Source organism: Gordonia phosphorivorans (assembly GCF_042432625.1).
Classification (GTDB): domain Bacteria; phylum Actinomycetota; class Actinomycetes; order Mycobacteriales; family Mycobacteriaceae; genus Gordonia; species Gordonia phosphorivorans.
The window spans coordinates 439455-462138 of sequence record NZ_JBHLWV010000016.1 but is presented as its reverse complement, the minus strand read 5'-3'; the positions used below and the strand labels follow the sequence as shown (position 1 = coordinate 462138).

At 68.5% G+C, this 22684-nt stretch carries 20 protein-coding genes and 1 riboswitch; of the genes, 11 read left to right on the top strand and 9 right to left on the bottom strand.

What is annotated here, in order from left to right; translation table 11 throughout:
- Nucleotides 1-206: 206 nt before the first annotated feature.
- Nucleotides 207-1940, bottom strand: a complete 1734-nt coding sequence (locus tag ACFFJD_RS08235) for an acyl-CoA dehydrogenase family protein (RefSeq protein WP_382362953.1) — start codon at nt 1938-1940, stop codon at nt 207-209.
- 230 nt (nt 1941-2170) lie between these two features.
- On the opposite strand from ACFFJD_RS08235, the gene ACFFJD_RS08230 reads away from it, so the two are divergent.
- On the top strand, nt 2171-2467 hold the full coding sequence (locus ACFFJD_RS08230; protein WP_382362951.1) for a hypothetical protein: 297 nt from the start codon (nt 2171-2173) through the stop codon (nt 2465-2467).
- Between the two features lie 15 nt (nt 2468-2482).
- On the opposite strand, the gene ACFFJD_RS08225 is transcribed toward ACFFJD_RS08230, so the two are convergent.
- Nucleotides 2483-4120 (bottom strand): MDR family MFS transporter, encoded by a 1638-nt coding sequence (locus ACFFJD_RS08225; protein ID WP_382362949.1) that lies wholly within the window; start codon nt 4118-4120, stop codon nt 2483-2485.
- 403 nt (nt 4121-4523) lie between these two features.
- Between ACFFJD_RS08225 and ACFFJD_RS08220 the strand changes: the two genes are divergently transcribed.
- Nucleotides 4524-5918, top strand: a complete 1395-nt coding sequence (locus ACFFJD_RS08220) for an HNH endonuclease signature motif containing protein (protein WP_382362947.1) — start codon at nt 4524-4526, stop codon at nt 5916-5918.
- A 138-nt stretch (nt 5919-6056) separates the two neighbouring features.
- Here ACFFJD_RS08220 and ACFFJD_RS08215 read toward each other — a convergent pair whose 3' ends face one another.
- Genes ACFFJD_RS08215 through ACFFJD_RS08205 form a run of 3 tightly spaced genes read right to left on the bottom strand, consistent with a single transcriptional unit; the run spans nt 6057 to nt 10922 of the window.
- Complete coding sequence (locus tag ACFFJD_RS08215; protein WP_417398506.1) at nt 6057-8501, bottom strand: serine/threonine-protein kinase; 2445 nt, start codon at nt 8499-8501, stop codon at nt 6057-6059.
- 4 nt (nt 8502-8505) lie between these two features.
- A complete protein-coding gene (locus ACFFJD_RS08210; RefSeq protein ID WP_382362945.1) occupies nt 8506-9483 on the bottom strand; it encodes a glutamate ABC transporter substrate-binding protein in 978 nt (325 codons plus the stop codon).
- Nucleotides 9480-10922 carry a GlnX family signal transduction membrane protein gene (locus tag ACFFJD_RS08205; protein WP_382362943.1) on the bottom strand — a complete coding sequence of 481 codons (1443 nt, stop codon included), beginning with the start codon at nt 10920-10922 and terminating at the stop codon, nt 9480-9482. The genes ACFFJD_RS08210 and ACFFJD_RS08205 overlap by 4 nt, the downstream gene beginning before the upstream one ends.
- A gap of 101 nt (nt 10923-11023) precedes the next feature.
- On the opposite strand from ACFFJD_RS08205, the gene ACFFJD_RS08200 reads away from it, so the two are divergent.
- On the top strand, nt 11024-11488 hold the full coding sequence (locus ACFFJD_RS08200; protein ID WP_382362941.1) for an NUDIX hydrolase: 465 nt from the start codon (nt 11024-11026) through the stop codon (nt 11486-11488).
- Here the strand turns inward: ACFFJD_RS08200 and ACFFJD_RS08195 are convergent, their stop codons facing one another.
- Both ACFFJD_RS08195 and thiE read right to left on the bottom strand, forming a co-directional pair.
- Nucleotides 11489-11872, bottom strand: coding sequence for a 2-isopropylmalate synthase (locus ACFFJD_RS08195; protein WP_382362939.1), 384 nt, complete (start codon nt 11870-11872; stop codon nt 11489-11491). It abuts the gene before it with no gap.
- 299 nt (nt 11873-12171) lie between these two features.
- A complete protein-coding gene (thiE, locus tag ACFFJD_RS08190; protein WP_382362937.1) occupies nt 12172-12831 on the bottom strand; it encodes a thiamine phosphate synthase in 660 nt (219 codons plus the stop codon).
- A 26-nt stretch (nt 12832-12857) separates the two neighbouring features.
- Nucleotides 12858-12972: riboswitch (TPP riboswitch) on the top strand.
- Between thiE and ACFFJD_RS08185 the strand changes: the two genes are divergently transcribed.
- The 3 genes from ACFFJD_RS08185 (at nt 12964) to ACFFJD_RS08175 (ending at nt 15057) form a co-directional block, all read left to right on the top strand.
- The gene (locus tag ACFFJD_RS08185; RefSeq protein ID WP_382362935.1) at nt 12964-14052 is read left to right on the top strand and encodes an FAD-dependent oxidoreductase; all 1089 of its coding nucleotides are present in this window, start codon (nt 12964-12966) and stop codon (nt 14050-14052) included. Its footprint overlaps the riboswitch before it by 9 nt.
- The gene (gene thiS, locus ACFFJD_RS08180; RefSeq protein ID WP_382362933.1) at nt 14049-14279 is read left to right on the top strand and encodes a sulfur carrier protein ThiS; all 231 of its coding nucleotides are present in this window, start codon (nt 14049-14051) and stop codon (nt 14277-14279) included. The genes ACFFJD_RS08185 and thiS overlap by 4 nt, the downstream gene beginning before the upstream one ends.
- Nucleotides 14272-15057, top strand: coding sequence for a thiazole synthase (locus ACFFJD_RS08175; RefSeq protein ID WP_382362932.1), 786 nt, complete (start codon nt 14272-14274; stop codon nt 15055-15057). The genes thiS and ACFFJD_RS08175 overlap by 8 nt, the downstream gene beginning before the upstream one ends.
- 27 nt (nt 15058-15084) lie before the next feature.
- Here ACFFJD_RS08175 and ACFFJD_RS08170 read toward each other — a convergent pair whose 3' ends face one another.
- Nucleotides 15085-16047 carry a DMT family protein gene (locus ACFFJD_RS08170; protein WP_382362930.1) on the bottom strand — a complete coding sequence of 321 codons (963 nt, stop codon included), beginning with the start codon at nt 16045-16047 and terminating at the stop codon, nt 15085-15087.
- A gap of 125 nt (nt 16048-16172) precedes the next feature.
- Between ACFFJD_RS08170 and ACFFJD_RS08165 the strand changes: the two genes are divergently transcribed.
- Nucleotides 16173-17339, top strand: a complete 1167-nt coding sequence (locus tag ACFFJD_RS08165) for an ATP-grasp domain-containing protein (RefSeq protein ID WP_382362928.1) — start codon at nt 16173-16175, stop codon at nt 17337-17339.
- Between the two features lie 10 nt (nt 17340-17349).
- Here the strand turns inward: ACFFJD_RS08165 and ACFFJD_RS08160 are convergent, their stop codons facing one another.
- A complete protein-coding gene (locus ACFFJD_RS08160) occupies nt 17350-18213 on the bottom strand; it encodes an alpha/beta fold hydrolase (protein ID WP_246993618.1) in 864 nt (287 codons plus the stop codon).
- 80 nt (nt 18214-18293) lie between these two features.
- Between ACFFJD_RS08160 and ACFFJD_RS08155 the strand changes: the two genes are divergently transcribed.
- The 4 genes from ACFFJD_RS08155 to ACFFJD_RS08140 all read left to right on the top strand — a co-directional run bounded on the left by ACFFJD_RS08155 (nt 18294) and on the right by ACFFJD_RS08140 (nt 22663).
- The gene (locus tag ACFFJD_RS08155; protein ID WP_382362925.1) at nt 18294-19250 is read left to right on the top strand and encodes an ABC transporter ATP-binding protein; all 957 of its coding nucleotides are present in this window, start codon (nt 18294-18296) and stop codon (nt 19248-19250) included.
- Nucleotides 19247-20038 carry an ABC transporter permease gene (locus ACFFJD_RS08150; protein WP_382362923.1) on the top strand — a complete coding sequence of 264 codons (792 nt, stop codon included), beginning with the start codon at nt 19247-19249 and terminating at the stop codon, nt 20036-20038. Before ACFFJD_RS08155 ends, ACFFJD_RS08150 begins: the two co-directional genes overlap by 4 nt.
- A gap of 109 nt (nt 20039-20147) precedes the next feature.
- Complete coding sequence (locus tag ACFFJD_RS08145) at nt 20148-21056, top strand: crotonase/enoyl-CoA hydratase family protein (protein ID WP_382362921.1); 909 nt, start codon at nt 20148-20150, stop codon at nt 21054-21056.
- Nucleotides 21053-22663, top strand: a complete 1611-nt coding sequence (locus tag ACFFJD_RS08140) for a class I adenylate-forming enzyme family protein (RefSeq protein ID WP_382362919.1) — start codon at nt 21053-21055, stop codon at nt 22661-22663. The genes ACFFJD_RS08145 and ACFFJD_RS08140 overlap by 4 nt, the downstream gene beginning before the upstream one ends.
- Nucleotides 22664-22684 lie beyond the last annotated feature (21 nt).

The following is a 22684-nucleotide window of genomic DNA, read 5'->3' as shown; positions in this document are numbered from 1 at the left end:
TGCGCGTTGCCCGCTCTTTGAGCTCGGCGGGGTACTTACGAGGTGCTGCCATGATGGCGGGTCCTTCCGGGTGTTCCTACCCTCCATCAAACCCGACACGATTCATGCTGCAGCCGACGTAGCCCGGCCGCGACAGTCCTGACCCGGCAGTCCTGACCCGGCCGTTCCGACCCCCGCCCGTTTCTACCCCGTCCGTTTCTACCCGGCTAGGGGCGCATCTCGTAGGCGCCGTCGTACGACTTCACCTGCTGCCAGACGCGGTCGAATCGGCTGGGGTCGGCGACCGGTCGGTGGACCGCGGCCAAGGCCCATGCCTGCTGGCCTGCGCTTGCGCTCGGCTTGCCGTGCAGGGCCACGGCGTAGGCGGAGTAGTCGCGGATCTGGAAGTCGAAGATCTGATCGACGAGATCGCGGTCGAGGTCGGTCAGTTCAGCCTGCTCGAGAACGAGTTGGCCGTAGACCACCAGGGAGAAGAGGTGGCCGATCACGAGGTTGAAGTCGAGATCCTTCTGCTGCTCGGCGGTCGGTGTCTCGGTGGCCAGGAGTGTGGCCAGCGCCTGGGCCTGTTCGTAGAAGACGGCGACGTTCGGGACGTCGGCGAACTTCTGGTAGATCTGCGTCCAATCGGCGAACGTCACCTTGGACGCGCCCCGGGCCGGGCCCTGCGCCCAGAAGAACTCGTCGTCGGCGGCGTCGTCGCGCGTGCCGATGGCCGGGTACTCCGCCGGGCTGAAAAGGTAGTTGGGCATGAACTTGAGGATCTGCCCGACGTTGACGTGGACGGTGCCCTCCAGGCGCGGCAGGGTGCCGATCAGGCGCGCGACCTCGGCGAAGTAGGTGTTCTTCTCGAAGCTCTTCGCGGCCAACACGTCCTGGAGCAGGGTGACGACGGTTTCGCCCTCGGACGTGACCTTCGACTTGGTGACCGGGTTGAACAGCAGATAGCGGCGGTCGTCGAGGCTGGCGCTGCGGAAGTAGTCGATCGCGCGGTCGCTGAACAGTTTCATCGCGACGAGCCGGGTGTAGGCGTCGACGAAGTTCACCTGGACGTGCGGGAAGTCGGTGACCGGGTTGCCGTACAGAATCCGGTTGTTGGCGTGGGTGATCGCCTCGTAGAAGGCGTGCTCGCACATGCCGACCGAGCCGCTGCACAGGTTGAACTTGCCGACGTTGACGGTGTTGAGTGCGGCGGAGAAGGCCTCGGTCCCGGTGTGCAGGATGTCCTCTTCGCGGACCGGGTAGTTCTCGAGACGGAAGTGGCTGACGTACATCTGGCCGTGCACCACGTTGTCGATCAGCTGGTAGTCGTCGTGTCCGCTGTCGGCCACGAACCAGATGTAACCGTCGGAACCGTCCACATCGGTGCGGCGGGAGAACACCGAGACCATGCCGGCGACGTTGCCGTTGCCGATGTAGTACTTCTCGCCGGTCGCCCGGAAGGCGATCCCGTCCTCGGTGCTCGGCGTGAGCAGCATGTCCGTGTTGTAGATGTCGGCGCCGTGGTCGCGTTCGGAGAGCGCGAAGGCCATCACCCCACCGGCTTCGAGCTGCTGCGCGGCGCGCTGCTTGGCGGCGACGTTGGCGCTCTGCCAGATGGGTCCCAGCCCGAGGATCGTGACTTGCTCGGCGTACCAATAACTCAGCCCGTAGAAGCCCAGGACCTCGCTCAACGCCGCATTGCGCGAGGCATCCCAGCGCTTGTTCGGATCGCCGTCGGCGAAGGCCGCCGGGGTCAGGAAGGTGGCGAAGATCCGTTCCCGCTTGATGAAGTCGAGGAACTCCGAGACCCAGACGGCGTCGAGATCGTCCTGCAGGAGGCGCTGCTTGCCCCGCGCCTCGAACCACGCGATCAAGGCCTCGAGCTGGCGGCGGGTTTCGGCGTCGAACTTCGCGGGAGCGCGATGGTTCGGGTTGAACAAGAGTCCGGCGGAGTCGGCCATCAGATTCCTTTAGTCGTGGAGGACGACGGGGACACAAAGCACGTGAAGCCGCAGATGGAGAGTGATCGAAGCGACTTCGCCCCGAGGCAGAATCATCCTACCGCCGGGCGCTGCTCCTCGAGGCTTCCCCGATGGAGGGGGCCGGGATTTCCGGACCGGAATCTGTTTTCGGGCGTGGACCTGCGGGTTTCTTCCTTGTGGGGTGTTCTGTTTGCCTTCCCGTTCCTAGAGTGGCGAACGACGACAGCGCCGAGAAGGAAGCGAAGCGCGCAGTGAATCAGATAGCGGCAGATAACCCATTGGTCCCGGTGTGGGCCGACCTGGTGATACCCCTCGGCGTCGTCGGGCTTCTGGTCATGGCGGTGGGCCTGTTTCTCCTCGCCCGGACCCCGCAACTCAGCGCAAGAGCAGTGGTGGCGTGGGCCGCCGCGATGATTCTGGTGCCCTTCGCGGGCGCGGTGTTCCTCTTCTACCGTCAGACGAGACTGCGCTCCCGGGCGGCGACGCCGCCCGGAAGCCGACCGTAGCGGTGTGGACGACGCTCAGACGGGTGCGGGGACGCCGTCCTTGAAGGGTGCGTCGGGTTCGTCCGCCTCGCCCTTCGCGACGAGGCCGGCCTGGGTGGACAGGGCCTTGTTGCGCAGGAACAGCGAGAGGATGAAGCCGATCGCGGCGATGGGCACCAGGTACCAGAACGTGGGGGCCATGGCATTGACGTAGGCGTCGACTACCTGCGTGTGCAGCGGCTCGGGCAGGTTCTTGACCACGGTGGGGGTGATGTCGCCGTCGAGCATGCCCTTGGGAATGTCCTCGGGCGGGATCGTGGCCATCACGTCGTGCAGGTTGGTGGTCAGCTTGGTGGTGAACAGCGTGCCGAAGATGGAGGTGCCCACCGCGGCGCCGATCTCGCGCAGGAAGTTGTTGGTGGAGGTCGCGGTGCCCACTTCGCTCGGGTCCACGGCGTTCTGCACGGCGATGACGATGGTCTGGATCACCAGGCCCATGCCGAAGCCGAGGACGAAGATCATGCCGCCGAACAGAATCATGGACATGCTGCCGGTGAGCTGGGTGAGCCAGGCGATACCTGCGGTGGTGATCAGCATGCCCAGGATCGGGTAGATCCGGTACTTGCCGGTCTTGGTGATCAGCAGACCGGAGACGATCGCGGTCAGCATGACGCCCGCGGTCATCGGCAGCATCAGCAGTCCGGAGTCGGTGGGGCCTGCGCCGCGGGCCATCTGCAGGAACGTCGGCAGGTAGCTGAGGGCGGCGAACATCGTGATGCCCAGGATCAAGGCGACCAGGACCGACACGGTGAACACCGAGCTGCGGAACAGGCGCAGCGGGACGAGGGGCTCGTCGACTCGGGTCTCGACCAGGATGAACAGGCCGAACGCGACGATGGTGGCCACCAGCAGGGCGCTGAGCCACGGGTTGGACCAGTCGTATTTACCGCTGGAGACCACGCTGGTCCAGCTGGTGAGGAACACGATGCCGGTGGTGAACATGGTCAGCAGCAGGGTGCCCCACCAGTCGAACGGGCGCGTGGACTTCTGCGACGGCAGCTTCAGGGCGAAGAACGCCACCACCAGTGCGACGAGGCCGATGGGCACGTTGAGCCAGAAGCACCAGCGCCAGCCCGGGCCCTCGGTGAAGTAGCCGCCGAGGAGCGGGCCGGCCACCGAGGCGATGCCGAAGATGGCACCCATCGGACCCATGTACTTGCCGCGGTCGCGCGCGGAGACGATGTCGGCGATGATCGCCTGCGACAGGATGACCAGACCGCCGGCGCCCAGTCCCTGGAACGTGCGGGCGGCCACGAGGATCCAGAACGATCCGGCGAGCGCCGAGACCAGCGAACCGATCACGAAGATCGTGATGGCCAGTAGGAACGGCCAGCGGCGACCGTACAGGTCGCCGATCTTGCCGTAGATCGGCATGACGATGGCGATCGCCAGCAGATACGACGTGATGATCCAGCCCTCGTGGGCCACGGCGCCGAGGTCGCCGACGATGGTCGGCAGCGCGGTGCTGACCACCGACTGGTCCATCGACGACAGGAACATCGCGGCCATCAACGCCGCGTAGATGACGTAGACCAGGCGACGGTTGATCTGAACGACGGGCGCGCCGTCGTCGCCGTCCGTCTTGGCCGTCGGAGCGGAAGCAGAATCAGTCACCGACCCACCCTATCCGTCGGGAATGTCGGAATGGGCGTGGGCGGTCCACATTCGACTTGGAACGATCGAGGTCGTGAGGTTGCGAGGTCGGCGGTAGGCGTCGGCGGTAGGTGTCGGATACGCGAGGGAGCGGAGGTCGCCATCGGGCAGCGCCGACCCGGGAAGTGTCACGGATGTCTTGATACAGAACTGTCACCGATGTCGTGAGATATCGCTGTGAACAAACTGTCCTAGAACTATTGTTCATTCTAGATGTGAGGCGTAACATAGAAGCCAGAGAAAGGGATCGACAGTCCCGAACTCGCGGAACAGACCTCTCGGAACATGAGTGGCCGGGTGACCGATCGTCGCCGGCTCGACCGGTTCCCTCGCTATTGGCTTCTCATGACCTGAGGAGTGCGTCATGGACGCAGTAACTCTCACCGCCTTCGCCGACTTGATGAGCGATGAACTCACTATCCCCGTCGGTGCCGACATCGATACGCCGGCGAATCTCGGACAGTTCCTGGCCCGCGCGCGGGCGGTGGACGATGACCGCGAGTTGCTGGCGGTGACCGCGGCGGTTCTGCGGTTGCGCAATGTGGTCGACCATTCCGTTGTGGCGGCGTGCGCCGCGATCGAACGCGTCGGACTACCTGCCCGGAAGCATGTGCGGTCCGCCGCGGCGATCCTCGCCGAACTCGGTGCGGCGCCGGCTGTGGCTTACCGCGCCGCGCGGCTCGGGCAGGCGATCGCCGACGAGCACCTTGTGCCGGTGATCCGCGGATTGCGCGATGGGGCGGTGTCGGCGGAACACGGTGATGCCGTGGCGAGCGGACTCGGGCACGTGGCCGCTCGGGTGGAGCTGTCCGACGACGATCGTCGGAAGATCGTGCATTCGTTGATGGTGCAGACTTCGCCGGCGCGGGTGAGGGAGAAGGCTCGTGCCTGGGCGATCAAGTTGGCACCGGAGATTCCGGCGGACGGGGAGGTTCCGGTCGCTGAGCGTGACGACCTGAATGAGATGACCCTCAACCGCACGGACGACGGCCGCGTGGCGGTGACGATGGACTTCGACATCGTGGCGGCCGAGGAATTGAGTGCGGCGTTGGATCCGTTGACGCGGCCGGTGCCGGAGCTGGACGGTTCTGCGGATCGGCGGTCTGCCAAGCGGCGGCGCGCCGACGCGATGGCTCAGGTGATTCGCACGTATCTGTCTCATTCCGAACGACCCGAATCCGGCGGAGTGCTGCCGCACGTGACGTTGTCGGTGCCTGCGGCGGTGGTGATGAACGGGCAGGTGCTCGATTCGGTTGCGGGACAGAAGATCTCAATACCGATCGCCGCAGCCGAGGATGACACGGCGGTGCCGTGGCTCGGGTTCGGTGGACCGATCTCGGCACGGACTGCGGAGTTGATCATGTGCGAGGCGTCGGTGGCGTTGGCGCTGCTCGACGACAACGGGGTGCCGTTGAACGTGGGCCGGGAGAAGCGGCTGTTCACGCCGGGTATCCGTAAGGCGCTGGTGCTGCGGGATCGCGGTTGCGCCTTTCCCGGTTGCGGGGTGCCGCCGTCGTGGTGCGACGGGCACCACGTGGAGCATTGGGAGCATGGCGGGGTGACGAGTTTGGACAACGGTGTCCTGCTCTGCCGCCGGCACCACACCGTGGTTCATCACGGTGGGTGGGAAGTGTTCATCGGTCATGATCGGCAGCCGTGGTTCGTGCCGCCGGCCGATCCGGACCATCCGAAGCGTCGTCGTGAACCGATCCGCTCGAATGCGCGACGAACCTTGACCTTGTCAGCCAGCGCCGCGTGAGGCGCGCGAAACCAGTGCCGGGAACGGTTCCCGACGCGATGCGTTGTTTGAAAATTTCATAGTGTGGGCCTGTCGCTGGGCGGGCCGGGTGGTCACGGGGACCGCCCCGCCCGGGCCCCGGGGTTAGGCGTCCGTGGCTCAGAACAGGGTCGCGGGACGAACCAGATTCGCGAGATCGACGAGCAGGAAGCGGTGCGCGCGGTTGTCCCGGGTCCGCTTGGCCAGCTCGCGCAGCGAGCGTTCGGTCCCGGCGCGCAAACCGTGTTCGGTGAACGGGAACCCGAGGAAATCGGGTGCGTGGTCTTCGGACTCGGCCTCGACCTCGGCGCCGTGGGAGTCGATCCAGCCCAGGGTGGTCCCCAGGACGATGAGCCGCAGACGGCCGAGGCGACCGTCCTCGTCGCGCAGCTTCGCGACGCGGTCGGCGGCCTCGAACAGTTCCTCGCGGGTCACCTCGCTCGGCGGGCGCCCGTGCACCAGGCACAGCACGGCGCTCTCCTGCGCGACCCCGTAGTGACGACTGGTGGTGGGCACCTCGTCGAGCGGCTCGATGGCCTCGAGGTGGCGACCGTCGGAGATCAGCATGCGGGCCAGACCGAACGCGGCGGTGACGATCGAATGATCGGTCAGCCACAGGTCGTGATAGTGGTGGCGGGCGATGTCGTACCAGTGCTCGATCTGCGCGATCTGATCGTTGGAGATGTCGTCCTGAACCGACAGCCAGTAGCCGATCAGTTCGGCGGTCCCGGCCACCGCCAACTTGGGGGCGACCTCACCGGGCAGTGCTTCCAGGACCGTCTGGAAGCGCTCATACGCCACCTCCGCGTCGCCGTCCTTCAGTGCGGAGATGCCGAGATACCAATGCAGGCGCCAGGAATCGCCGTGATTCCTCGCCACCTCGTCCAGCAGGCGTCGCGCCGTGTCGAGATTGCCCAACTCCAGGTGAGCGCGGGCCTCGGCCAGATCCACTTCGGGGGAGGGGTGCAGCGGCGGATCCTCGGGTGAGCCTTCCGTGGACCCGGCGGGCATGCCGGGGAACCCCTCGATGCGGGCCACCTTGATGCTGTCGAGAGCCTGTCGGGGGTAGCTCAGCGCAGCCGAACTCAGCAGGCCCGCGGCCGGATCCTCCGGGTCGACCAGCGGCACCGGAAGGGCACGAGCGATGTCGGCGGGATCGGGCTCCTCGGCCTGCGTGGGGTCGAAGAAGCCGTCGATCGGCCGCAGGATCAGATTGGTGCCGAAGGTGGAGCGTTGCGGCGTGAACACCTTGGACATCGCCGGCCGGGGCACACCGGTGTGCAGGGCGACGGTCTCCCGCAACACCGCCATGACCTGCGTGGTCATTTCCTCGGTGGACTCGAAGCGCTCGGCCGGGTCGGTCGCGGTGGCCCGCTGCAGCAGGTAGTAGTACGACGGGTTGGCAGTGAGCAGTTCGCTGGTCTCGGGGTCGGGGAGCCCGTCGTCGTAGCGGCCCTGCGTCATCGGCAGATCGAGCGTGAGGGCGGCCAGGGTGCGCCCGATGCTGTAGATGTCGGTGACCACCTGCGGTCCGGTCTCGACGATCTCCGGTGCCTGGAAACCGGGGGTGCCGTACAGGTGCCCGTAGCCGTTGATCGTCGACACCGCACCCATGTCGATCAGCTTCACCTCGTCGGAGGTGATCATGATGTTGTCGGGCTTGACGTCGTTGTAGGCCAGGCCGAGCGAATGCAGATGACCGACGGCCGAGAGCACCTCGAGGATGTACGCCATCGCCTGCTCGATCGGGAGGTTCACCTTGTCGCCGTCGGGGCCGGTGGTGAGTTGCTTGAGCGTGTGACCGCCCACGTACTCCATGACGATGTAGCCGAGCTGCCGATCCTCGGAGTCGGTGTACTCGACGAAGTTGTAGATCTTGACCACGCCGGGGTCATTGACCGAGGCCAGGAACTGGCGTTCGGCGATCGCCACCGCGCGGGCCGCCGAGTCCGACGAATTCAGCAGCCCCTTCAAGACGACGGGGCGGTCGGAGACGTTGTGGTCGACGGCGAGATAGATCCACCCCATGCCGCCGTGCGCGATGGCGCCGGCGATCTCGTACTGATCGGCCACGATGGTGCCGCGCTCGAGCCCGGGGACGAAGGAGTAGCGGGAACCGCAGTGCGGGCAGTAGCCGGACAGCGGGCCCCGGTCGGGTCCCACACTGCGGCCGATCGGCTTCCCGCAGTTCCAGCAGAACCGCTTGTTCTCCACGATGATCGGGTTCGACAGCACCGCGTCGGCCGGATCGATGTCCTGCAGCGCGGGCAGCTGTACCAGGTCGCTGCCGAGACGGCGGTCGTGTGCCAGCGGGATGCCGCGGCGCGGGCGACGACGAGTGGTGGGCGAGGACGGGCGGTCCTCGAAGAGAGCATCGCTCGGTGTGGCCTGCGTCGGCAGGTGCTCGGCGTCGTCCTCCGCATCGAGATCGAACGGGGTGGCGGCCTGCGTGCGCACAGTCCCGGCGGTCGAGGCGGGTGCCTCGTCGGCGGGCCGTTCCTCGGCTGCCGGGCCGTCTGCTGCCTGTTCGTCGGCGGGGGAATCCTCGCGGGGATGATCGGTCACGACATCAGTCCCGATAGGCGACGGCGGGCGGGGAACCCGGTCCCAGCCCCGCCAACCACTGGTTGTACGCGCGCTGCCAACTGCCGTCGGCTCTGCGCTCTTCCAAGACGCCGTTCACAAAGCGCACCATATCGTTCTCGCCCAGCGGAATGCCGACACCGTAGTACTCGGTGCCGATCGAATCGCCGACGATGCGGAACCACGGGTCCTGCGCGGCGATACCGGACAGGATGGGTGCGTCGCCGACGATGGCGTCGGCCTGCCCCTGCTGCATCAGGACCAGGCAGTCGGCCCAGGTGTTGGTACTGACCAGCTTGGCGCTCGGTGCTCGACGCTGAATGCGGGTGGCGGCGGTGGAGTTCCGGGTGGCGCACAGGGTCTTGTGGGCCAATCCCGCGGTGGTCTCGATTCCGGAGTTTCGGTACACCAGGATCCGCTGCGCGGCGACGTAGTACGGCGCCGAGAACTCGATGGTCTGCCGACGTGCGCACGTGATGCTCATCGACTTGACGACGATGTCGACGTCGCCGTCGGCCAGTGCGGGCACCCGGTCGCCGGTGGACAGGATCCGATACTCGACGCGGACGTCGCCGAAGATGGCCTCGGAGATCCAATGGGCCACGTAGATGTCGAAGCCCTCGATGTCACCGGAGATCGGATTGCGGAAGCTGAGCGGGTTGCTGCCGATGTCGGTGCCCACCACCAGGCGCCCGCGGGCGGCGATCCGAGCCATCGTCGAACCGCGCGGCATCTGCCCGGGCTCGGGCATCGGGGAGAGCGGACGCAGGCTGGCCGTGGCCTCGCACGCCTGGGCGTCGACGCCTTCGGGCGGCTGCGCACCGAACGAGGCACCCGGCGGCATGGGGAGGGTGGCCGTGGTGGTGGGGGGATCGTTCACCGCCAACTCGTCGGACGTGCACCCGGTCAGCGCCAGCAGAGCCGTCAGCAGAACCGCCGTCGCGCGGCGCCGGCCGGCCGTCATCGATACTCCCGGATCCGGACCACCAGTCCGCCGACCACCGCTGCGGCGGCCACCACGCACAGCCAACCGATGACGGTGCCGGTGTAACTGAGCAGTTGCTGGGCGGTGTTGATGTTCTGGCGGAAGGTCTCCCGCGCCTGCTCGATGGCGGTGAGCAGGGAATTGTTCACCTGCTCGTATCCGGAGGCGGTACTGATGTCGCCGGTGCCGATGGTCAGCGCGCGGGCGGCGTTGAAGTCTCCCGCGGACAACCGCTGGGTCACCTCGGTGTGGGCCCGCTCCCAGAGGACGAGCGACTTCTGCACCTGCCGCAGCGGGGTGACGATGTCCGGATCGTCGTGCGTGCCGATCAGGCCGGCGGTGGTGGCGCGGATCTGGTTGATCGCCGAACTGAACTCGCGGTCCAACTGGCCCGGGTCGCTGCGGCGGACCAGGCTCAGCGTCTCCACCGATCGGGCCTGCTGGGTGAGGATGCGCATGGTGGTGAGCTCGTGGAGCGGCTCGGCGCCGGACGTCTTGGCGGTGTTGGCCGCGGCCACCGACGCCAGGCCGGTGCCCAACAGCCACAGGGTGCCGAACCCGAGCGCCACGAGTGCGGCGACGAGACCGATGTTGAAATGCCGCCGGGTGCGCCGGGCCAGATAGCGGCCGAAGACGGCCAGCATGGCGATGGTGGTGAACAGGGCGACGTACACGCCCCACGGCGGCACCGTCAGCGTGCGCTGCGGCTCGGAGATGGCGGCCGAGCGTTCGTTGTAGAGCCGTTCGGCCGCGGGCAGGATGTTCTCCTGCATGATCGCCGAGGCCTGCACCAGATAGGCCGATCCGACGGGATTACCCAGACGGTTGTTGGTGCGGGCGGTCTCGATCACGCCGGTGTACGCCGGGATCTGCACGGCCATCGTGTTCAGGTCGTCGCGCACGGTGACACCCGAGGCGGTCGCCGACGTCGAGGCGAGTTCGCCGCCGTCCGCCGACGCCACCAGCGATGTTCCGGAACTGGCGATCGCGTCGGCGTACTGGCGACGCAGGTCCGGTGATTCGCGGCCACCGGAGATGAAGGCGGAGTTCGCCGCCGCGTCGGCCACCGACAGCGAGCTGTAGAGCACCTCCGCCGCCTCGGCGAGCGGCTCGCTGCGGTCGATCAGCGACTCCATCGTCTCGCTGCGCGCATTCAGGTTCGACGACGAGTACCAGCCGGTGAGCCCGCACGCGAGGACCATCGCGAACATGACGACCACCAGTTTTCCCGGGGTGGTGAGTGCGTAGAACTTGAATGCGGTGATCGGTGAACTCACCCGGTCGCGGGTCATCGCCGCGATCTCACGGCGGTCGGCGATCACCTGCCGCAGGCGCGGATTGGCCTGGGTGCTTTCGGGCAGCACCCGGCGACCGGCATGCGTCAGCGCGCTGCGTACTGACGTGTCTTGGCCGCTCACGAAGGGTGCCTTTCTGTCGTGTCACAACCCTAGTCGCAGAACGCGGTGTGTCACTGCGGCACCCGGTACGGTGGGGACATTCTGGAAAGAGAGGTCGGCGCGTGCGCGGAGATGGTGACGGCTGGGTCTTCGATCCCGACGGTGCCCGTTACTGGGGTCGGCACGGCGCGGCGGGGCTGCTGCTGTGCACCCGCCTGCCCGACGGCGGACTCGGCGTGCTGCTGCAACACCGCGCGGTCTGGTCGCACCAGGGTGGCACGTGGGGGCTGCCGGGCGGCGCTCGGGACTCGCACGAGTCGGCGGTGGACGCCGCGGTGCGCGAGGCGCACGAGGAGGCCGGCATCGACGAGAGCGCGATCGAGGTGCTCGAAACCGAGGTGACCCACGAGGCCGTCAGCGGCTGGACCTACACCACGGTGCTGGCCCGGGTGGCCGAGCCGATCGCCACCACCGCGAACGGCGAGTCCGCCGAGCTGCGCTGGGTCAACGAAGCCGCCGTCGCCGAACTGCCGTTGCACCCCGGTTTCGGTCGTGCGTGGCCGTCGCTGCGCCGGCGGCTGCGCTGACTAGCAGGCGGCCGGCAGTCGTCCGGTGAGCTGGTTGGCCGCCGCGATCAGCGCGTGCACGGTGGCCTCGTCGCCGTTGGCCGCGCGGCCGTACGACCAGCACCGCTCGCCGTCGCGCGTGCACTGCAGGTACGCGGTGACCTCGGCGCCGTCGGTCTGGTGGTAGAGCCCGACGATCTCGACGCCGAACCCCAGGCCGTACAGCATTTCGCTCACCGCACCGATGGTGCCGTGCGCACTGGTCTCCAGGTGGAGGTCCCGGTGGTCGACGGTCAGGGTGGCCAGGCAGCGGACGGAGTCGCCCATCTCGTCGTGAATCTGCAAGTGCCGCAACGTGATTGCGCCGTCTGGCGCGTACGCGTCATCGAAGCGTTCGGCGTTCATGCGGCAGGCCTCCGCGGGGAACCAGCGCGGCGGACGGGGACGGAAGTCGAGGGTCCTCGGTGAGCTGTCGTGGTATTCACGGGTACAGCTTCGGCGAGTATTCGTAACGGTGGGCATCGGTACGTGTCTTTCCGGTCGAAATATGGGTGACCGACGAAAGATGGTGGAAAGCACGACGACCCGCAGCGGGGGGTCGGTCGAAATCAGACCCCGCTGCGGCGGGTTACGAGAAGCTTGTTCCACGACATGATGGGAAGAATTCTACCCGGATCGTGCCGGGGCGCAAACGGGTTGAGTGCTCACAGCGCGGCGCGCAGGGCCCGAGCGGCTTCGGCGGGATCGTCGGCCGCGGTCAGCGCGCGGACGACGACGATCCGGGAGGCCCCGGCCGCAGCGGCCGTCGGCACCCGGTCCAGATCGATGCCGCCGATGGCGAACCACGGCTTGTCGGTGCCGGAGTCGGCCGCCGCGCACACCAGGTCGAGCCCGGTGGCTTCCCGGCCGGGCTTGGTGGGGGTGGACCAGCACGGGCCGGTGCAGAAGTAGTCCACGGCGGCGTCGTCGACGGCGGCCCGCATCTGCGCCTCGTCGTGCGTGGAACGGCCGATGATCATGTCGGTGCCGACGATGCGGCGGGCCGTCGTCGGCGGCAGGTCGCCCTGTCCCAGGTGCAGCACGTCGGCCTCGGCCAGGGCGGCGATGTCGGCGCGGTCGTTCACGGCGAGTAGTGCCCCCGCCGCGCGGGTCTGTTCCCGCAGCTGAGCGAGCAGTTCCAGTTCCTGCCCGGCCTCGAGTGGGCCGAACTGTCGTGCCCCCGGCGACCCCTTGTCCCGCAACTGCACGATGTCGACGCCGCCGGCCAGCGCCGCCGCGACGAACTCTTGGAGGTCCCCGCGCTCGCGGCGGGCATCGGTGCACAGGTACAGCCGGGCGTCGGCCAAGCGGCGGCGGAGATCCATGCCGCCAACGGTAGGCTAGGGGCACACGAACACGACACGGGTGCCCGGGGGACCGCCGGGCTGAGATCGCGGAATCGCCTCCGCGGACCGTCACACCTGATCCGGGTAATGCCGGCGAAGGAAGGTCCACCAGTGCGGAAAAAATCCAGCGCGGCGCCGCTGTTGGCGGTGGTCGGCGGCGGTGCCGTCGGCCTCATCTGTGCCCTCGCGGCCGTCGACGACGGATGGCGGGTGCGCGTGTACGACGCGGGGCCGCGGCGGCGTGCCGCGCAGGTGGCGGGCGGAATGCTCGGCTGCCTCGGAGAGGCCCGGCCCGGCGAGCCGGAACTCCTCGCCGCCTCCGCCCGGTCGGTGGCGCACTGGCCCGCGTTGCTGCGGCGCCTGGGCGATCCGTCCGTGGCCGCCGCCGAGCACACGCTGCTGGTGGCCGGGGACGCCGCCGATCGCGCCTACCTGGACGAGGCGATGACCTTCGCGCGGGAAGCGCTCCCAGCAGCTGCGGTCGAGGAGCTCTCGGCAGCCGCGCTGCGCGGCCTGGAACTGGGTGTCGCGCGGCTTCCGATCGGGGGTTATCGGCTGGCGGGCGAGGGCGCGGTGGACAACCGACGCCTGTTGGCCGCGCTGCGGGCGGCGCTCACCGCGGCGGGTGCCGAACTGGTCGACGCGCACGTCACCGACCTGGCGGACGTGGCGGCCGACGAGATCCTGGTGGCGGCCGGCGTGGACAGCGGCGCCGTGCTGCCGGGCGGGCTCGACGGCCTGCGCGGCGAGAAGGGCGAGGTCCTGCGGCTGCGGCGCACCGCATGGTCGGTGGCCCCGCCGCAGCATGTGATTCGGGCGCGCTGGCGCGGGCGCAACGTCTACCTGGTGCCGCGCGCGGACGGCGTCGTCGTCGGCGCCACCCAGTACGAGGCGCTCGACGGCCAGGACCGCGGCCCGCAGGTGGGCGGTGTCGCCGACCTGCTGGCCGATGCGTGCGAGGTGTACCCGGGCCTGCGCACCTACGAACTGTCCGAGGTCGCGGCTGGGATCCGTCCGATGTCGGCGGACGGCCTGCCCCTCGTCCGGCGCGTCGACGAGGGCGTCCTGGTGGCCGCCGGTCACGGCCGCAACGGCATCGCCCTGTCGCCGGGGACCGCCCGGCGGGTACGTGAACTGTTGGGCGCCGGTGCTCATGGAGAACGAGCACGGGCCCACCGAGAAGAGAGGAGCGCGCCATGAGCGTGCCGCACCCGACCCCATCGGAAGCATTGGAGCTGACGGTCAACGGAGACGCGCTGACCCTGCCGGCGGACCTGGACGTGGTCGGCCTGCTGGCCCACCTGGATCTGCCGAACAGCGGTGTCGCCGTGGCGATCGACGGCGTGGTCCGCCCGCAGTCGCGCTGGAGCGAACCGATCGCCGACGGCGCGGTGGTCGACGTTCTGACGGCGGTGCAGGGTGGCTGAGCTCGGCGTCGTCGAATCGGTCGACGACCCGTTGGTCATCGCCGGACGCACGTTCGCCTCGCGTCTGATCATGGGGACCGGTGGCGCCCCGAACCTGGCGGTGCTGGAGGCCGCGCTCACCGCCTCGGGGACCGAGCTGACCACGGTCGCCATGCGGCGGGTCAGCCCCGGTGGCGGGACCGGCATGCTCGACCTGTTGCGGCGCTTGGGGATCGACGTGCTGCCGAACACCGCCGGGTGTCACACGGCGGCCGAAGCGCTGCTGGTGGCCCAGCTCGCGCGGGAGGCCACCGGGACCGACCTGATCAAGCTGGAGGTGGTGGCCGACGATCACACGCTGCTGCCGGACCCGTTGGAACTGGTCGACGCGGCTGCGGCCATGGTCGCCGACGGTTTCTCCGTCCTGGCCTACACCAACGACGATCCGGTGTTGGCGCGGCGGCTGGAGGACACCGGGGTGGCGGCCGTGATGCCGCTCGGTTCACCGATCGGCACCGGTCTGGGCATCTCGAATCCGCACAACATCGAGATGATCGTGGCGCGCGCGGGGGTGCCGGTGGTCCTCGACGCCGGCATCGGCACCGCCAGCGATGCGGTGCTGGCCATGGAACTCGGCTGCGATGCGGTGCTGCTGGCCACCGCCGTCACCCGCGCGCAGGACCCGGTGCGGATGGCCGGTGCCATGGCGCACGCGGTGCGGGCGGGCCGACTCGCCGCCGGCGCCGGTCGCATCCCCAAGCGCTTCTGGGCGCAGGCCTCCTCGCCCGCGGTGCTCTGACTGATGGCGGTGCCCTGAGCGGGCGGCTCAGGTGGCGGCGGGCGGATCGATCCGTCCGCGGCGCCAGCCGCCGATCTCCTCGGGGGCTTCGCCGAAATGGTCGGGGTCGCCGCTGCCGTACCAGGCCACCAGGATCGCGCCGATCACGGCGCCGACGAATCCCGCAACGGCGAGCCAGCCGAGGCCGGGGTGGGCGTGATCGCCGAGGAACAGGACGCCGATGATGCTGGGCCCGGCCGTCTCGCCGACCACCAGGACGGCCGTGACGCCGTTGACCGCGCCCACCTGCAGGGCCACCGTCTGGACGTAGAAGCCGCTGGCGCCGGCGACGGCGATCGCCCAGGCGGCGGGGTCGGTGAGCAACTGGACCGGATCGAACGGGGCCACGCCGTCGAGCACACGCACCGCGATCGCGATGACACCGAACTGGAGGCCGCCGGCGAAGCCGCCGACGAAGGCCGCGTACTTGCCGAAGCGGTAGACGCCCACCAGGCCGATGGCGCCGATGACGAAGGCGGCGGCCAACAGAATCCAGTGGAACGAGCGGGCGGCATGGTCCTCGGCCTGCGGGGCCGAGGAGATACCCAGCAGGCACAGCGACAGGACCACCATCCAGATCGCCACCCAGTCGCGGGTGTGCAGCCGGATGTTCAGCATGAAGGTGGCGACCAGGGCGGTGACCACCAGGTTCGCCGACACGATCGACTGCGCCAGGAACAGGGGCAGGAAGCGCGCGGCGATCGCTCCGCCGGCGAAGCCGATCACCACCATCACGGTGCCCAGAATGAAGGCCGGGTCGCCCAGGGTGGCTACCGTCGACGACATGGTCGGCGGCGCGGACGGGTCCGTGGACGGCGGCGGTGCGCCCTCGTTCTCGGCGGCCTCGCGCTCGGCGACAGCGACCCGCCGGGCGCCCAACGCGCGCAGGACGGTCGACATGCCGTAGGCGACGGCCGCCATCATTCCTGCGATGATGCCGATTGCGTACAACGTCGGATCCTTTGGCTCGCAGGTGAGTTCGGCTGCCGACGGGATGGGGCTCGCTGCGGGAGCAGATTTCGGCTGCCTGAGAACGTTATCAGGCGACCGGGGTATGAGCGGTTACGCTAGCGGTCGTGGACCAAGGTAAGCGTAAGCACATTCTGATCACATTCGGGCGGTCGTTCCTGACGCTGAACTTGGCGCGACTGCTCGCGGCGGCGGGGCATCGGGTGAGTACGGCCGACAGCGTGCCCATCGCGGTGAGCCGGTTCTCCACGGCGGTCACGGGCTTCCATCGTGTCAGTCCGCCGAAGTACAAGCCGCAGGAATACTGCCGTCAGATCGCTGCCATCGTCGAGTCCGAGGGCATCGACATGGTCATCCCGATTCACGAGGAGACCGACATCCTGGCCATGATGGCCGGGCTGTTCCCCCCGTCGTGCGAGCTGTTCCTGTCCGATTTCGCTCTGGAAGATGCGCTGCACGACAAGCTGAAATTCCAGGAACTGCTGGTCGAGATGGGTGTGGAGACGCTCAAGTTCGCCTCGATCACCGGCCCGGACGACATCGCCGCGCTCGATTTCAACACGCCGTTCGCCGTGAAACAAGCCTATTCGCGGGGATCGCAGAACGTGATCAAGGCTTACTCGGGCGACCGGCTGGAGCAGTTGACGTTCGACCCGACCAATCCGTGGATCGCCCAGGAGTGGCTGGAGGGCGACCGGTACTGCACCTACTCGATCTGCCGGGACGGCGAGGTCTACGCGCACGCGACCTACCCGGTGCGGTACGCGATCGGCGGATCGTCGTGCCTGACCTTCGAGCAGGTACCGCATGCCGGGATCGAGGAGTGGGTTCGCGACGTGATCAAGCGCACCGGCTTCACCGGTCACATCGGCTTCGACTTCATCGATCACCCCGAGCGCGGTCTGGTGACCATCGAAGCCAACCCGCGGGCCACCAGCGGCATCATGATGTTCACGCCGGAGGACCACGTCGACCGGGCCTTCTTCGGCGAGAACGACGAAGTGATCGAGCCGCCGACCGGGCGGGTGCGCATGATCGGCATCGGGATGGCACTCTACGGCTGGCGCAAGGACTCCTTGCCGGGCAACAACTTTCGGCAATTCTTCCGGGACTTCCGGGCAGCCGACGATGTGATCGCGGAGAAGGGCGACATGGGTCCGGCCGTGATGCTGGTGCCCGCGTACTCGAACATTCTGCGGCACAGTCTCCGCTACCGGGTGGGGCTGGCCGGCGGCTTCATGCACGACCACGAATGGGACGGGCACCAGATCTGAGCGCTACGCCCTAGCGCGCGCCGTCCCGCACCCGGCGACAGAAGTCGACGATGTGGCCGGGGGCGGTGTGGCTCGGGTCGAGCATGAACCCGCCGTGGGCGAAGCCGTCGATCTCGACGAACTGTGCGTCCGGGATCAGTGCGGCCGCGGCACGTGAGGTGGCGGGGGGAAAGAACAGGTCCTCCGAGTAGGCCATCACCAGTGTCGGAACATCGATGGCCGCCAGCCGGGCCGCGGTGGGCTCGCCGGCCAGTACCCACGACTGCGAGGCGGCGAGCTGACCGTGGTGCCCGTCCGGTGACGCCCACGAACTGGGGCGGTGAACGAGCAAGTCGCGCCAGCCGCGCACGGTCGCTTGATCCTGCAGCGAGGCGCGGTCGAGGGTGGTCAGCATCGTCTCGAACGCGGAGACTTCCTTCGGCAGTTCGCCGTACCGCTCGAACAGGCCCAATTCCATCTCGTTGACGAAGTTGCTGATCTCGGACGAGCCCAGCCCCGCCCACATCACGACGCCGAGGGCGGTGCCGGGGCGACGTTCCAGTAGTGCCTGCGTGATGTAGCAGCCCATCGAATAGCCGACGAGGATGGCGCGGTCGATGTCGAAGTGGTCGAGCAGTCCGGCCGCATCGTCGGCCATCGACGGGATGTCGTACGGCGGGGGCGGCGCGTCCGAGCCGGTCACGCCGCGGGCGGTATAGGACAGCACGCGGAAGCCCGCGTCGACCAGCGGTGCGATGAGTTCGGTGAGCTCCCATGAGGTTTGGGACATCGACATGCCGGGATTGAGCAGGACGAACGGTCCGTCGCCGCTTCCGGTGAGCGTGGCGGACAGGCCGACTCCGGTGGGCAGGACGACGCGCTGGTTATCGGGCACGGGACCGAGTTTAGACATCGAAGGCGCGGCGCGCGGATCGGCGACGCGCACACGCCCGCCGCGACGGGCATGATGCGGTGATGATCGTTGTGGAGCGTCTGACCAAGAGGTACGGGCCGTTCGTCGCCGTCGACGACGTCTCGTTCGCCTGCCATCCCGGGCAGGTGGTGGGCTTCCTCGGACCGAACGGGGCGGGCAAGTCCACCACCCTGCGCGTCCTGACCGGCTTGACCCCGGCCACCTCCGGATCGGCGACGATCGGTGGCTACGCCTACCGCGACATCCCCAATCCCGCGATGCAGGTCGGCACGCTGCTCGATGCCTCGGCCTTCCATTCCGGCCGCAGCGCCCGCGAGACTCTGCGCTTGAGCGCGCAGATGATGGGCCTGCCGAACTCGCGCGTGGAGGAGATGCTCGACCTGGTCGGTCTTGCGGCCTCGGAGGCGGGGCGTCGAGTGGCCAACTACTCGCTCGGCATGCGTCAGCGGCTCGGGGTGGCCAACGCTCTGCTCGGCGATCCCAGCGTGCTGATCCTGGACGAGCCGGTCAACGGCTTGGACCCGGCCGGTATCCACTGGATGCGCGGGGTGCTGCGGGGATTCGCCGATGCCGGCGGCACGGTCCTGCTCAGCTCGCACCTGCTGCACGAGATCGAGTTGATCGCCGACCACATCATTGTGATCGGCGGAGGCCGCGTGATGGCGCAGGGCACCAAGGAGGCGTTGGCCGGGACGCCCGGCACGCACGTCCGCGCCGTCGACGAGGCGGCACTGGTGGGCGCGCTCACCGCGGCCGGCCTGCCGTGCCGACCCGGTCCGGTCGGCGGTGTCGCCGTCGACGCCTCGACCCGCCAGGTGGGCGAGGTCGCCGCGGCCGCCGGGCTGGTGCTCACCGAACTGGGCTCGTCGTCCACCGGGGGCCTAGAGCAGACCTACCTCCAATTGACCGCCGCGGCGCAGCGGGGACCGATGCGGCAACCGGGCCCGCCGCCCGGGCCCGGCATCGTCGGACAGAACTCTTCGGGAGGAATGGCATGAGTGTTCCGATGACGGCCAAGGGGATCGACCCGGGCTTGGCGACGATTCCGTTCTGGCGGACGGTTCTGGTGGAACTGCGCAAGGCGGTGGGCACCCGCGGACCGTGGATCGTGCTCGGTGTGATGGCGCTGGTGTGGTGCGGGGTCGGCGTGGTCGGGCTGTCGGTCGGGGTGCCCGCGAGTTTCGGCGGACTGCTGTCCTCCTTCGGGCTGATGACGCGGATCTTCGTCGGCGTGCTGGCGATTCTGCTGGTGACCACCGAATGGGGCCAGCGATCGGTGGTGACCACCTTTGCCCTCGAGCCGCGTCGAGAGCGGGTGATTCTGGCCAAGCTCTCGGCCGCGCTGCTGCTGGCGGTGGCGTTCTTCGCCGTGATGTCGGTGCTGGCGACGGTGATCACGGCCCTGCGCGGCGGAGCCTTTGACGACGCCGCGCGGGCGCTGCGGGGCGACGGGGTGCGGACCCTGTTCGACGTCCTGATGGCGTTCGCGATCGCCCTCGCGGTGCTCAACACCGCCGGTGCGATGGTGACCTACCTGGTGTTGCCGGAGGTCATCGTGCCGACCCTGCTGTTCCTCGGCTCGCTCGGATCCGCGGCCGATCGCCCCGGCGGCGGCCTCTACGGCACGTTGGCGCCGTGGGTGTACCCGCGGGAGGCGCTGGCCGGGATCTCCGAGGCGGCACCCGGGGCGCAAGACTGGGCGCAAGTCCTGGTCTGCGCCGTGATCTGGATCGGCCTGCCGGGTGTTCTCGGCGTGTACCGGGTGATGACCGCCGAGGTGAAATAGCGGCAGCGGCCCCGGTCGAGCGTGTTTTCGTCGCCCCCAAACTCATTGACAGTCCAGACGGACTGTGAAATTGTATCGACACACCAAGCAACCGATTGGGAGTCGAACCATGTCATTTACCGGGACCGTCGTCCGTTACGAGACGCGTGATCACCGTGCCTACATCACGCTCAACCGCCCCGAACGCCTCAACGCCATCACCATGGAGATGGCGCAGGAGATCGAAGCGGCGGTCAAGGCGGCCAACGCCGACGACGACGTGCGGGTGATCATCGTGCAGGGCGAGGGCCGGGCCTTCTGCGCCGGCTACGACCTGAAGATCTACGCCGAGTCCGGCGAGGCACACCAGGGGGCGGTGTGGGATCCGATCAAGGACTTCGCCGGGATGAAGGCCAACACTGACCACTTCTTCTCGCTGTGGCGCTCGGCCAAGCCGACCATCGCCAAGGTGCGCGGTTACGCGGTGGCCGGCGGCAGTGACATCGCGCTCTCCTGCGACCTCGTGGTGATGGAGGACGACGCCAAGATCGGCTACATGCCCGCACGCATCTGGGGCTGCCCCACGACGGCGATGTGGGTGTACCGCCTGGGTGCCGAGAAGGCCAAGCGGATGCTGCTCACCGGCGACACCATCTCCGGCACGCAGGCCAAGGAGTGGGGCCTGGTGATCGACGCCGTGCCCGCCGCCGAACTGGACGCCGAGGTCGAGCGCCTGGCCGATCGCATGGCCGGGGTGCCGATCAACCAGCTGGTGATGCAGAAGATGATGATCAACCAGGCCTACGACAACATGGGTCTGCAGAGCACCCAGAACATGGCGATCCTGTTCGACGGGATCACCCGTCATTCGCCCGAGGGCCGCTGGTTCGTCGACTTCGCCCAGGAACACGGCTACGGTGCCGCGGTGCAGTGGCGCGACGCCGGGAAGTTCATTCCCGACGGCGGGGGCGCGGTGCCTTCCGTGGACGAGATCGACGCCATGCGGGCCGAGCTCGAGGCCAAGGACGGGGGCCGATGATGCGCACGCTGACCGAATCCCTGTGGACCGCCGACCACAGCCGGCCCATCGTGGAACTGACCGTCGGCGAGCTGCTCCGTCAGGCCGCCGCCGACGTCCCCGACAAGTGCGCGGTGATCTCCGTGGGTCCGGGCCGTGAGGACCGGACCTGGACCTACGCCGAACTGCTCGACGACGCCGAACGCGCCGCCTCCTGGCTCCTGGATCGATTCCAGCCGGGCGAGCATGTCGCGGTCTGGGCGCCGAACGTGCCCGAGTGGCTGGTGCTGCAGTACGGCGCGGCCCTGGCCGGATTGGTCCTCGTCGCGGTGAACCCGGCGCTGCGCGACGGCGAACTGGCCTATGCGCTGCGGCGCGCCGAATGCGTGGGAGTCTTCTCCGTCGGCGAGTTCCGTGGCACCGACATGGCGTCGATGGTGCAGCGGGTGTGCGCGGACATCCCGGAGATCCGGGAGAACGTCGACCTCAACGGTTGGCTGCCGCGGGTGCGCGCCACCGCGCCCCGCGCGGAACTGCCCGTCGTCGCCCCGGAGGCGCCGACGCAGATCCAGTTCACCTCCGGCACCACCGGCAGTCCGAAGGCCGCGGTGCTGGCGCACCGCGCGATGGTGAGCAATGCCGCCTTCGTTCGGGAACGCTGCGGCTTGGCGGCGGGAGCCACCTACGCCACGGCGCTGCCGCTGTTCCACACCGCGGGCTGCGGTCTGGCGGTGATGGGCTCGTTCTACGACCGGGCCACCCTGGTCCTGGCCGAGATCTTCGATCCGGCGACGGTGCTGAAGGGAATGGCCGACCATCGCGCGGCCGCCTTCGGCGGCGTGCCGCTGATGTTGCATGCGCTGCTCGGGTTCCCGGGCCGCGAGGAGTTCGACCTGTCCGCGCTCACCGTGTTGATGTCCGGCGGCGACGCCGTGCCCGCGGCGCTGATCGACGGCTGGGCACGGGCCTACGGGGTCGGATCGAGCGCCGTGTACGGGCAGACCGAGGCGAGTCCGATCATCTGCCAGACCAGCCCCGCCGACGCCCCCGAGGATGCACTGCACACCGCCGGGCAGCCGCTGCCCAATGCCGACGTGGCCATCCTCGATCCCGACACCGGTGCCGTCGCGCCGATCGGCGCCGAGGGCGAGATCTGTGCCCGCGGCTACCAGGTGATGCTCGGCTATCTCGGGATGCCCGAGGCCACCGCGCGCACGGTCGACGCCGACGGATGGCTGCACACCGGCGATCTGGGCACCATGGACGCGCGCGGATACGTGACGGTGACCGGTCGGCTCAAGGACCTGATCATCCGCGGCGGCGAGAACATCTACCCCCGCGAGGTCGAGGAAGCGCTGGTGGAGCACCCCGCAGTGGCCAACGCGGCGGTCCTCGGTCGCCGGGACGAGGCCTGGGGCGAACAGGTGGTGGCGGTGGTGACCCTCGATCCGGCCCAGGACGCGCCGTCGGCGGACGATCTCCATGCGCACGTGCGCGGGCTGCTGGCGCCGCACAAGACCCCGCGCGACTGGTACGTGGTGACCGAACTGCCAGTGAACGCGATGGGCAAACTGCAGAAGTTCCGGCTCCGCGACGGCATCGAGGCTGGTGATCTGCAGCCGTTGTGAACAGGGCCGATAGGCTGGCGG

Bases quoted from the DNA above. Each gene is read 5' to 3' on its own strand.
- ACFFJD_RS08235 (WP_382362953.1), bottom strand. From the start codon at position 1,940: ATGGCCGACTCCGCCGGACTCTTGTTCAACCCGAACCATCGCGCTCCC.
- ACFFJD_RS08220 (WP_382362947.1), top strand. From the start codon at position 4,524: ATGGACGCAGTAACTCTCACCGCCTTCGCCGACTTGATGAGCGATGAA.
- ACFFJD_RS08210 (WP_382362945.1), bottom strand. From the start codon at position 9,483: ATGACGGCCGGCCGGCGCCGCGCGACGGCGGTTCTGCTGACGGCTCTG.
- ACFFJD_RS08195 (WP_382362939.1), bottom strand. From the start codon at position 11,872: ATGAACGCCGAACGCTTCGATGACGCGTACGCGCCAGACGGCGCAATC.
- thiE (WP_382362937.1), bottom strand. From the start codon at position 12,831: ATGGATCTCCGCCGCCGCTTGGCCGACGCCCGGCTGTACCTGTGCACC.
- thiS (WP_382362933.1), top strand. From the start codon at position 14,049: ATGAGCGTGCCGCACCCGACCCCATCGGAAGCATTGGAGCTGACGGTC.
- ACFFJD_RS08155 (WP_382362925.1), top strand. From the start codon at position 18,294: ATGATCGTTGTGGAGCGTCTGACCAAGAGGTACGGGCCGTTCGTCGCC.
- ACFFJD_RS08150 (WP_382362923.1), top strand. From the start codon at position 19,247: ATGAGTGTTCCGATGACGGCCAAGGGGATCGACCCGGGCTTGGCGACG.
- ACFFJD_RS08145 (WP_382362921.1), top strand. From the start codon at position 20,148: ATGTCATTTACCGGGACCGTCGTCCGTTACGAGACGCGTGATCACCGT.
- ACFFJD_RS08140 (WP_382362919.1), top strand. From the start codon at position 21,053: ATGATGCGCACGCTGACCGAATCCCTGTGGACCGCCGACCACAGCCGG.